At 20.8% G+C, this 11,857-nt stretch carries 6 protein-coding genes and 5 pseudogenes; 5 read left to right on the top strand and 6 right to left on the bottom strand.

What is annotated here, in order from left to right:
* Window positions 1-55: 55 nt before the first annotated feature.
* From RS022_RS02900 to RS022_RS02925, 6 genes and pseudogenes are all read right to left on the bottom strand, one after another.
* The gene (locus RS022_RS02900; protein ID WP_268849700.1) at window positions 56-655 is read right to left on the bottom strand and encodes a hypothetical protein; all 600 of its coding nucleotides are present in this window, start codon (window positions 653-655) and stop codon (window positions 56-58) included.
* A 2-nt stretch (window positions 656-657) separates the two neighbouring features.
* Entirely contained in the window at window positions 658-927 is a 270-nt protein-coding gene (locus RS022_RS02905; protein ID WP_268849701.1) for a hypothetical protein, read from the bottom strand.
* Window positions 928-957: 30 nt separating this feature from the next.
* Window positions 958-1,092 (bottom strand): hypothetical protein, encoded by a 135-nt coding sequence (locus RS022_RS02910; protein WP_268849702.1) that lies wholly within the window; start codon window positions 1,090-1,092, stop codon window positions 958-960.
* Between the two features lie 15 nt (window positions 1,093-1,107).
* Window positions 1,108-1,421: pseudogene (locus RS022_RS02915) on the bottom strand (HU family DNA-binding protein).
* Between the two features lie 60 nt (window positions 1,422-1,481).
* Window positions 1,482-1,811, bottom strand: a complete 330-nt coding sequence (locus RS022_RS02920) for a single-stranded DNA-binding protein (RefSeq protein ID WP_268849703.1) — start codon at window positions 1,809-1,811, stop codon at window positions 1,482-1,484.
* A 238-nt stretch (window positions 1,812-2,049) separates the two neighbouring features.
* A complete protein-coding gene (locus tag RS022_RS02925; protein ID WP_268850205.1) occupies window positions 2,050-2,688 on the bottom strand; it encodes a sigma-70 family RNA polymerase sigma factor in 639 nt (212 codons plus the stop codon).
* Window positions 2,689-2,795: 107 nt separating this feature from the next.
* Between RS022_RS02925 and RS022_RS02930 the strand changes: the two are divergent.
* The 5 genes and pseudogenes from RS022_RS02930 to RS022_RS02950 form a co-directional block, all read left to right on the top strand.
* Window positions 2,796-3,275, top strand: a pseudogene (locus tag RS022_RS02930) (phase variable surface lipoprotein); the annotation flags it as partial.
* 431 nt (window positions 3,276-3,706) lie between these two features.
* Window positions 3,707-4,639 (top strand): annotated as a pseudogene (locus tag RS022_RS02935) (IS3 family transposase).
* A gap of 337 nt (window positions 4,640-4,976) precedes the next feature.
* Window positions 4,977-5,135 (top strand): annotated as a pseudogene (locus RS022_RS02940) (phase variable surface lipoprotein); the annotation flags it as partial.
* A gap of 430 nt (window positions 5,136-5,565) precedes the next feature.
* A pseudogene (locus RS022_RS02945) lies at window positions 5,566-6,503 on the top strand (IS3 family transposase).
* Window positions 6,504-8,713: 2,210 nt separating this feature from the next.
* Window positions 8,714-11,383, top strand: a complete 2,670-nt coding sequence (locus RS022_RS02950) for a coiled-coil domain-containing protein (protein ID WP_268849704.1) — start codon at window positions 8,714-8,716, stop codon at window positions 11,381-11,383.
* Window positions 11,384-11,857 lie beyond the last annotated feature (474 nt).

The raw sequence follows: 11,857 nt of genomic DNA on the forward strand, positions 1-11,857 counted from the left end.
TCTTCCTTTCTCAATAAAAAAAAGACCAAGTAAAAACTTAGTCTTTATTGATAAATTACGCTAATTGAGCGATTTTGTTTTCAATGGTTTGACTGCCACCACTGAAAGTTTTCCCTTGGGAATCAATTAATTCGTAATCACAAATTAATTTTAATTGAGGATCTTTTTCTTTTATAATTTCTTTTTGTTCGATACTGATTTGTATTTTCATAGTTCCAATCCCATTTTCTAAAGTCATTAAAGGACATTTATTAGCTTCATATTCATGATCGTTAATTTTTAACGATAAATTAAAATATTGTTCAGGATGATTAAAAGTTGTTTGAGTATCATAGCGAGTAGATATTTTTAAATATAAAGGAACGGTAATTTCCAACCCGTTTGAATTCAAAGTGGCTTCATGTTCAACTGTAATTAAATGTTGATATTTTTGTTGATTTAAGTTCGGAATGGGAATAGGTAAAAGGATTTTGTCTTCGTTATTTCCCCCTGTTCGTTCAATAGTAAAAGAAGGATAATTATTTATCAATTGAATTTTCTCTTTTCTTTTTTGGGCGAAGTAATTTTTTAAGGCATAAAGTGAAGCGATGGTAAAAAATAAACTGATAAAAACCACTAAAGTGGTGAAAATTTTATTTTTAGTTTGAATTTTCATAATTATTTTCCTCCTAGGATAATTGATTTAATTAAATTAATTAAGTTATTAATTCCTGTAGTAAACCAAGGAATTTTATTTTCGTAGTAAAGATTTAATAAAGATAAAAGTGAATTTAAAATGATAATAGTATAAGTGATTTTTTGTAACAAAGGTAATTTTTGGGTTGCTAACATTTTTGTTTCTTTCGTTGTTGGTGTTGTTAAATTGTTATTAGTTTTTTCTTGGTTTTTTGATTTGTTTTTAGTTTTTTTGATAATTATTTTTGACATATTATTTCTCCTTTAAGTTTTTGAAATTATTTATTTTTTTGTTGATTTTTTATTTTTATCATTTTTGAGTTTTTCTTGGAAGGTGAAAAATGTAACCAACAAAACAATAATGAGAATAGTTGTTGAAACTATTACTAAAATGATTTCAGCTGATTGGTTTTTCATAAAATCTCTCTTTTTTTATTTTAAAATTAAAGCTTTCACTTGGTTTTTAATGGTTTGAGATAATTTAAAAGTGATTACTGTTTTCGCAGGGATTTTTAGTTTTTTCCTTGTTTTAGGGTTTCTACCGATGTAGGCTTTTCTTGATTTTAATTTAAATTTGCCTATTTTAGGAAATAAAACTACTTCTTCGTTCTTAGTGATAGCGTTGATTAAATTATTTTCGAAGATATTATAAAATTCTTCAGTTTTAGTTACGGAAGTTTTGTTAGCTAAAGCGATTTTTTAATTAATTCTTTTTTGTCATAATTATTTGACTCCTTTTGTTTGATTTTTTTAATTGTTTGTTGGTTAGATGATTAAGTTCATTTGGTTGTTATGAAATCTTTTTTTTAAAAAGGTAAAGTTTCTTGAGGTTTATTATCTAAAAAGATCACGTTTTGAAGAATAACTTTAGTATTGATTTTGGTTTGACCTTCATTATTCGTGTATTTTTGGATGGATAATGTCCCTTCAAGATAAATTTTCGAACCTTTATGTAGGTATTTATTCATGTTTTCAGCTTGATTACGAAAAGCGATACAAGGGATGAATTGGGTTTTATCTTTAATGTTAAGAGCTAATTGAAAATCGATTTTAGCGATTTGTTCGTTTTTTGAATTGATATATTGTTTTTCTAAATCATGGCTTAGACGACCGATTAATTGAACTTTATTTAACATAATTTTATTTTTCCTTCTTTTTGATATATTTTTTTATTTATTTATAGATAAAACTTTTGAAAACAAATGTATTGAACGACTATCTGATTTGTTGATGTTGGAATCGTTTATTACTGTTGTTTCAAAAATTTTATGCTTGGTTTTGATACAAAAAAAGATTACTTTGAAAGTAATCTGGTTTTTATTTTTTATTGTTTTTAATAACTAGTTTAACGTCATTACGGACGAGCGATAGGTTTTAACGTTTTTTTAATTTTTTGATAGCGATGTTTTTAATATTTTCTACTTGTTTTAAAGATAAATTGAGTTTTTCAGCTATTTCGGTATTGGTATAACATCCTTGATAATCTTCGTTAATATTTCCTAAAGGAACACCAAAACTTAAATAGATAATTTTGAATTCGTTTTCACTTAATTTAGCTTTCATTTTTTTTAAAAAAATTTCATGATTAACTTGTTTTAACCATAATTGATGAGGGTTTAAATTATTTATTTGATATGGTTCATAAAACTCTTCTTTAAAAGAAAGATTATCAACTTTATGATTTTTTTGGGGGATTGAAGGTGAATGGCTTTTTCTTATTAGTTCTCTGATTTCCGATTTGATGGTTGGAGTAGCGTAAGCAATAAAGTCATAACCTAAATCTTCGTAATTATTGAGGGCTTTGATTAATCCTAAAATCCCTTCTTGATATAAATCTTCTTTTTGAAGGACACGCGGATAATATTTAAACTTTTGAACTATCTTTTTTATTAAAGGTAAATGAAGTTCGATTAATTGATTTCGTATTTCTAAATTCTTTTTGTTTTTTAAAAATTCTTTAAATAATTTTCTCTTAACATTTAATTCCTTTCTAAAAAAGTTTTTAGAAAAGATAAGAAATTATTTTTTTTAGTCTTTGAAACAAAAAAAGACTAACTTAATAGTTAGTCTTAAAGAATTTTTAAAAAGTAAAAAGTGTCTAAAGTTTTGGAACAGGGCACAATTACCGCCCCAAAAACCAAACTCTCTTCGTCGATCCTCACATCTTAGAAGAAATGAAACAAACAAAAATCACCTTAATTAATGATAATTTTTCTTCTAGTAATAGCAAAAAACTATTACTTTCTGATTTAAACCCGATTAAAAGCCAAAATAACCCCCTTAAAAACCTATTTAATATCTTCCAAATCAATTATAAAAATGAATCTAAAAATATCATCAAAAAATTAATTGGAAAAATTGATGTCAATAAGTTAGAAACTTTACAGTTATATCAATTAGACCCTCAAAAACTAGATAAATACCATAAACCCATGAAAACTAACTATAAAAAAGGGTTAAACATTATTTATTATCAAAAAGAAGATTTAAAACACATTCAATCTTTTTTAACAAAAGATAAACAAGGTTATCGGGTGAAAAAGTTACGTTCTGGTTATTTATCCAATTTAAATAAAAAAGAATTAAAAACAAATAAATAATTTATAAAATTACCATTTTATTACCATTGAGTTACCTTTTTATTACCACTTTATTACCGTTTTATTACCATCTTATTACCGCTTTGTTACCATGTTACTTTTCATATATCCTTTTTAATAAAAAGCTTATTTAAGGAGTGATATTTGATATTTTATATCGATAATGATAATGATACTCGATATTTGATATTATCGAATTATCATTTTTCATATCATTGTTATTTATCGATATCATAAAAACCTCTTTTTTAGGTAATTTTATTTTTTAATTTATTTCAATCATTAAAATCAACTTTAATTTTTAAATTAATTGCCTTACCAAGTATTAAAATTATTATATTATGAAACAAAGATGCACGCGCTGAAGCGCTTATTTAGAGTTATAATAGTTGATATATTTAAAATAATTTATAAAGATAATTGGTATTAAGATGCAAAAATTAAAACAAAAAATTAAATTATTACAAAAAATGATTGAAAAAATTAAAAAAATTGATAAAAAAATTGTTTTTCATTTAGTTAACCAATTTAATCAAACTCTTAATTTAACCACTATTTTAAAAACAATTCAAATTAAAAGAAGTACTTATTATTATTGGTTAAAAATGAAAGATAAACTAAAAGAAAAAGAAGAAAAATATTTTTACAACAAAAACGGATTAAAGCTTTATTTCTCAATTATAAATATTTTTACGTAAATCTAAAAATCACTGATTTATACCAAAAAACCTTTAATGAATTTATCACCAAGAAAAAAGTTTATCTCATCATGAAAAAAAACGACATTAGTTGTCGTTTAAGAATCAAAAAAAATTTTACTTACCGTAATTTAAAAAATAATCTCCAAATAATTCCTAATTTAATCAATCAAGACTTTATGGCCACCAAACCTCTTCAAAAACTCTTTACTGACATCACTTATTTTAAAACTAATCAAGGTTTTCTCTATTTTTCTTGTATCATCGACTCTTTTAACAATCAAATAATTGCTTTACATGTTTCAAACCAACAAAATAAAGATTTAGTTTTAAATACTATTAAAAACTTCAAAAATTATTAATCCTTGCGTCATTCATTCTGATCAAGGAAAAGTTTATCAATCGCTCAAAATTCAAAAACTTTAACAAAAAAGGTTTTTTAATCAGCATGTCAAGAAAAGCCACCCTCGTGATAACGCGGTCATTGAGAACTTTTTCGGTCAAATGAAAACAATCTTACAACATCAAAATCCTTTTTTATTTCAAAAATCTCCTAACAAAATGAAAAAATTAATCAATCAATTTTCTCAATTTTGGAATACTAAGTGGATTTTAAGTAAATTAAACTATTCAACTCCATCTCAATATTCTCAAAATCTAAGATAAATTTTTAGTTGAATTAATATAAAATAATATAACCTTGAAAAAGGTTACTTTAGTACGCTTTTTTTTACCTAAAAATAATAAAATTTAAAAAAATATCATTTTCTTTCATTTTGTTGACGAGTTTTTAACTTTTTTTACCTAACTATATAGTGAAGGGTTAAAATATTAAAAAAATATCTTTTGAAACTAAAGAATTATCAAAAAAAGTTTAGACACTTTTTAATTCAACAAAATATTTCCTTAGTTTGAAAAGATAGGAAATTATCAATTAATAGTTAGTCTGAAAGAACAATTTTAAAATAAAAAGTTGTATGAAAAAACGGAACAGTTCAATCATAAACCCATGAAAACCAACTATAAGAAAGGGTTAAAAATCATCTATTATCGAAAAGAAGATTTAAAATACATTAAATCTTTTTTAACAAAAGATAAACAAGGTTATCGGGTGAAAAAGTTACATCCTATGTATAAATATTTAATAAAAAAAGAAAACTAACAATTTTATAACACTTTACTAACAACTTTATAACGCTTTACTAACAGTTTTATAACACTTTACTAACAGTTTTATAACATTTTGAGTTTGAAAATAATCTATATAAAGATTAACTCATTTAAGGAGTGATATTTTATATCGATAATGATAATGATACTCGATATTTGATATTATCGCATTATCATTTTTCATATCATTATTATTTATCGATATCATAAAAACCTCTTTTTTAGGTAATTTTATTTTTTAATTTATTTCAATCATTAAATCAACTTTAATTTTTAAATTAATTGCCTTCCCAATTATTGATATTTATATATTAAACAAAAAGATGAACGAGCTGAAGCGCTTATTGATCAAATAAAAAATCTTTTAGAGTTATAATAGTTGATATATTTAAAAATAATTTATAAAGATAATTGGTATTAAGATGCAAAAATTAAAACAAAAAATTAAATTATTACAAAAAATTATTGAAAAAATTAAAAAAATTGATAAAAAAATTGTTTTTCATTTAGTTAATTAATTTAATCAAACTCTTAATTTAACCACTATTTTAAAAACAATTCAAATTAAAAGAAGTACTTATTATTATTGGTTGAAAATTAAAGATAAACTAAAAGAAAAAGAAGAAAAATACTTTTTACAACAAAAAAAGAATTAAAGCTTTATGTCTCCATTATCAATATTTTTACGGTCATCGAAAAATTACTAATTTATATCAAAAAACCTTTAACGAGTTCATCACCAATAAAAAAGTTTACACCATTATGAAAAAAACGACATTAGTTGTCGTTTAAGAATCAAAAAAAATTTTACTTACCGTAATTTAAAAAATAATCTCCAAATAATTCCTAATTTAATCAATCAAGATTTTATGGCCATCAAACCTCTTCAAAAACTCTTTACTGACATCACTTATTTCAAAACTAATCAAGGTTTTTTATATTTTTCTTGTATTATCGACTCTTTTAACAACCAAATAATTGCTTCTCACACTTCAAACCAACAAAATAAAGATTTAGTTTTAAATACTATTAAAAAATTACCTTCATTAAAAAAACCTTGTATTATTCACTCTGATCAAGGAAAAGTTTATCAATCACTCAAAATTCAAAAACTTTAACGAAAAAAGGTTTTTTAATCAGCATGTCAAAAAAAGCCACCCCTCGTGATAACGCCGTCATTGAAAACTTTTTCGGCCAAATGAAAACCATCTTACAATATCAAAATCCTTTTTTCTTTCAAAAATCTCCTGATAAAATGAAAAAATTAATCAATCAATTTCCTCAATTTTGGAATAATAAATGGATTTTAACCAAATTAAACCATTCAACTCCATCTCAATATGTTCAAAATCTGAGATAAATTTTTAGTTGAATTAACATCAAATAATATAACCTTGTAAAAGGTTACTTTAGTACGCCTTTTTTTAAAGAAAAATGTTAAATTTATATCAAAGATTATTTTCTTTTCATTTTGTTGACGAGTTTTTCACTTTTTTTACCTAACTAGATAGTGTAAGGATAAAATATTAAAAAAAATATCTTTTGAAACTAAAGAATTATGAAAAAAAGTTTAGACACTTTTTAATTAAAAAAAATGTTTCTTTAGTTTGAAAAGATAGGAAATTATCTATTAATTTTAGTCTTAAAGAATCATTTTAAAATAAAAAGTTGTATTAAAAAAAGGAACAGCTCAAATTTTGAAAAATATATTTTTAACATCGATAAAGAAGAACATTTAATTATTTTAAAAAAAATAATGAAAAAATTAATAAAATTAATTTTTTCGCTTCTAATAACAACGATTTACAAGAAAAAAAATTTGAATTTTAGAAATCAATTCATTAAATAAACAAAGAGATTTAGAAACAATATTTAACCCTAGACCAATTGTTAATTTTATGGTTAATTTTGTTTCTTTAAAAGTGGAAATACATAAAAAAATTTTTGAACATAATATTTTGTATAAAAAATAATAATATACAAAATAATAAATTTTCTAATTAATATCTTTTTTTAATAAATAATTAATATAATTATTTTTATGATACAATTTAATATGTATAGTTGCATAAATAATCAATTAAATTTAATTATTTTGATTATTTTATTATTATAATTTTAAATAAAATAATGTATTTACATAAGGGCAAATAATAAAATTATTAGAAAATAATTAATTAAAAAAATAAATTTTATTATTAAGTTTATAAATTTAGATAAAAATTAAAAAAATTTTAAAAATTTATTTTAATATAAAACATTTTAATATTATTATTTTTAATAATTATAAAAAAAATTATTTTTAATTTAGTTTATTTTACAGATATTAATTATCATTAAATAATTTTTTTAAATCAAAAAGTATTTAAATATTAAATATAATAAAATTTCTTTTATATTATGAAAAATAAAGATTTTAGATTTTATGACTAAAAAAATTTTTAAAAAAATATATTTTTTTAAAAATTTATATTTCGTATATAAAGATTATTATTTTATTATTTAAAATTATTAAAATGCAATTTATTTCTTAAAATTGTTTTCAATATATATAATATTTGATCTAATTTAAATTTTTAAAAAAAAGATACATTCGAATATTTTTCAAATAATCATTTTATTTAAAAAATTAATTTTCAAAAAAATTTATATATAAACTTTTAATTTATTTTTTGATTAGAAAATCTAATATAAAAAATCGCAAAAAAATATTTTTTAAAAATTTTACAAATAAAATCATTTTTTTCAAAAATTATTATACAATTAGTCTATCTTATTATTAAAGTTTAATTTATCATAAATAATTTTTTATAAAGTGTGTAACAATGAGTGTTCATAAATATTTTTTAAATAAATAATATAATATGAATTAATAATTAAATAATTTTTGTTTTTTTATATAAATAAATTAATTATTAAACGAATGACAATATTTATTTAATCAATATAAACAAGATTAATTCGAACAAACTTTTAGACACATTAATTATTATTATTTTTTTATTTTCTATTAAAAAAATATTATTTTGATTATATCTTTCGAAATAAAATAATTTGAAAAATAACTAATTTATAAAATCAAAAGCAAAAATTTTACTTATTAAGTAAAAATATTCAATAAAATTTAAATTATTAATGATAATAATCTTTATTACTAAGATTATTTGACTAAAGTTTATTGTTAATTATTTTAAAATAACAATATATACTTAAATAAGGTATTGAATGTATTAAATTTATTCATATAAAAAAATTTATGTTATTTAACTTTATTATTTTATTAAAAAACTTAATAAATAAAGATAACTCTTTTTTTAATTAAGAAACCTCAATATATTATGGAAAAATATCCAATTTTAAACTTATATATAAATTACTACTTTTATAAGTTTAATCAATGCTATATTTTTTAATTAAAAACAAAATTTTAAAAATAATATTATTTTTTATTATCTTATTTGAAATCATTTGATAAATGAAAATATTAATTAAAGTCATTATCATTTATTTTTTTTATATATTAATTAGAAATTTATATGATATATGTTCATAAATAAAACCAAACCAAATTTGAATTCAATAATTATTTTTTTCTTATTAACAATATTTATATTTATTTTTTATATTTTTATATTATATTTTTCATTTGATATCAGAAAATTAACGAATAAAATAATAGATAAAAATATTATTGTCGAAAAATATCAAAAATTAATAACTCATCCAGATAAATATGATCCAAATGAAGATATTGATACAAAGAATATAAAAATAATAATGGTTTTGGAAGCTTTAAAAAAAAAACATAGTGAAGTATATCAGCAACAACAGTATGCTGAAAAATTAATTGGTTTATTAAGAACAAGCAATAAAGAATTATTAACATTTCGAAACGCTTTAAATCAAAAAGAAGAAGAATTAACAGCAACTAAAAACGCTTTAACTCAAAAAGAAGAAGAATTAAAAAAAGAATTAACAATATCTCAAAATGATTTAAATCAAAAAGAAGAAGAATTAAAAAAATCTCAAAACACTTTAACTCAAAAAGAAAAAGAATTAAAAACATTTCAAAATGATTTAATAACAGCAACAAAAGCTATAAAAACATTTCAAAAGGATTTAAATCAAAAAGAAGAAGAATTAACAACAACTAAAAACGCTTTAAATCAAAAAGAAGAAGAATTAACAACAACTAAAAACGCTTTAACTCAAAAAGAAGAAGTTTTAACAACAACTAAAAACGCTTTAACTCAAAAAGAAGAAGAATTAACAACAACTAAAAACGCTTTAAATCAAAAAGAAGAAGAATTAACAACAACTAAAAACGCTTTAACTCAAAAAGAAGAAGTTTTAACAACAACTAAAAACGCTTTAACTCAAAAAGAAGAAGTTTTAACAACAACTAAAAACGCTTTAAATCAAAAAGAAGAAGAATTAACAACAACTAAAAACGCTTTAAATCAAAAAGAAGAAGAATTAACAACAACTAAAAACGCTTTAACTCAAAAAGAAGAAGTTTTAACAACAACTAAAAACGCTTTAAATCAAAAAGAAGAAGAATTAACAACAACTAAAAACGCTTTAACTCAAAAAGAAGAAGAATTAACAACAACTAAAAACTCTTTAACTCAAAAAGAAGAAGTTTTAACAACAACTAAAAACGCTTTAACTCAAAAAGAAGAAGAATTAACAGCAACTAAAAACGCTTTAACTCAAAAAGAAGAAGTTTTAACAGCAACTAAAAACGCTTTAAATCAAAAAGAAGAAGAATTAACAACAACTAAAAACGCTTTAACTCAAAAAGAAGAAGAATTAACAACAACTAAAAACTCTTTAACTCAAAAAGAAGAAGTTTTAACAACAACTAAAAACGCTTTAACTCAAAAAGAAGAAGAATTAACAGCAACTAAAAACGCTTTAACTCAAAAAGAAGAAGTTTTAACAGCAACTAAAAACGCTTTAACTCAAAAAGAAGAAGTTTTAACAACAACTAAAAACGCTTTAACTCAAAAAGAAGAAGTTTTAACAGCAACTAAAAACGCTTTAACTCAAAAAGAAGAAGTTTTAACAACAACTAAAAACGCTTTAACTCAAAAAGAAGAAGTTTTAACAGCAACTAAAAACGCTTTAACTCAAAAAGAAGAAGTTTTAACAACAACTAAAAACGCTTTAAATCAAAAAGAAGAAGAATTAACAGCAACTAAAAACGCTTTAACTCAAAAAGAAGAAGAATTAACAGTAACTAAAAACGCTTTAACTCAAAAAGAAGAAGAATTAAAAAAATCTCAAAACACTTTAACTCAAAAAGAAGAAGAATTAACAGCAACTAAAAACGCTTTAACTCAAAAAGAAGAAGTTTTAACAACAACTAAAAACGCTTTAACTCAAAAAGAAGAAGTTTTAACAGCAACTAAAAACGCTTTAACTCAAAAAGAAGAAGAATTAACAGTAACTAAAAACGCTTTAACTCAAAAAGAAGAAGAATTAAAAAAATCTCAAAACACTTTAACTCAAAAAGAAGAAGAATTAACAGCAACTAAAAACGCTTTAACTCAAAAAGAAGAAGAATTAACAGTAACTAAAAACGCTTTAACTCAAAAAGAAGAAGAATTAAAAAAATCTCAAAACACTTTAACTCAAAAAGAAGAAGAATTAACAGCAACTAAAAACGCTTTAACTCAAAAAGAAGAAGAATTAAAAAAATCTCAAAACACTTTAACTCAAAAAGAAGAAGTTTTAACAACAACTAAAAACGCTTTAACTCAAAAAGAAGAAGAATTAACAACAACTAAAAACGCTTTAACTCAAAAAGAAGAAGAATTAAAAAAAGAATTAACAACAACTCAAAACACTTTAACTCAAAAAGAAGAAGAATTAAAAACATTTCAAAATGATTTAAGAACAAAAACAGAAGCTTTTTTAACAACAACTAAAAACGCTTTAAATCAAAAAGAAGAAGAATTAAAAAAAGAATTAACAACAACTAAAAACGATTTAACTCAAAAAGAAAAAAAATTAAAAACATTTCAAAATGATTTAAGAACAAAAACAGAAGTTTTAATAACAACTCAAAATGATTTAATTCAACAAAAAGAAAAATTAAGAACAGTTAAAAATAATTTAATTGAACAAAAAAAAGAATCTTTAATAAATAATAAAAATATTTATATTTTTATTATTATTCTATTTGTTTTCATAATAATTACTGTTATTTTATTATTTTATTATTTACTATTATGATTAAAATAATTTTAATTTTTTTATAAATAATTTTATATTTGATTTATATCTTTATTTGATTATAATTTTTAGTTTTAAATTATAATTAAAAGATCGATGTTATTAAGAAAATAAAAATTTATTAAAAAAAATAAAACTTGATTAAATAGATAAAATAATTTCTGTATTTTAAAAAAAGAAAATATTTTAAAAAAAAGATAAATTTATTAGTGAAATAATCAAAATTATTAACTAAATTTTTTTAAAAAATAAATTTAAAAAATTTATATCTTTTATATATATTTTTAAAAAGAGTTTACTATATAAAATTAAACTCCATACTTAAATTTGATAAAAAAAGGAAGTTAATATAACTATAATATCTCTCCGATACGAGTAGATATTTGAGCATAAGGCATTTTATATAAATCTGATGCTTCTAAAATAGTCATATTTCGAACTCCGCCGCAGTGTTATAAAAAATTGTAAATGTTT

The organism is Candidatus Phytoplasma rubi (assembly GCF_026821955.1).
Taxonomy (GTDB): Bacteria; Bacillota_I; Bacilli_A; order Acholeplasmatales; family Acholeplasmataceae; genus Phytoplasma; species Phytoplasma vitis.

What these genes read in the sequence shown, in the direction of transcription:
- RS022_RS02905 (WP_268849701.1), bottom strand. Translation starts at nt 927, where the DNA reads ATGTCAAAAATAATTATCAAAAAAACTAAAAACAAATCAAAAAACCAA.
- RS022_RS02910 (WP_268849702.1), bottom strand. Translation starts at nt 1,092, where the DNA reads ATGAAAAACCAATCAGCTGAAATCATTTTAGTAATAGTTTCAACAACT.
- RS022_RS02920 (WP_268849703.1), bottom strand. Translation starts at nt 1,811, where the DNA reads ATGTTAAATAAAGTTCAATTAATCGGTCGTCTAAGCCATGATTTAGAA.
- RS022_RS02900 (WP_268849700.1), bottom strand. Translation starts at nt 655, where the DNA reads ATGAAAATTCAAACTAAAAATAAAATTTTCACCACTTTAGTGGTTTTT.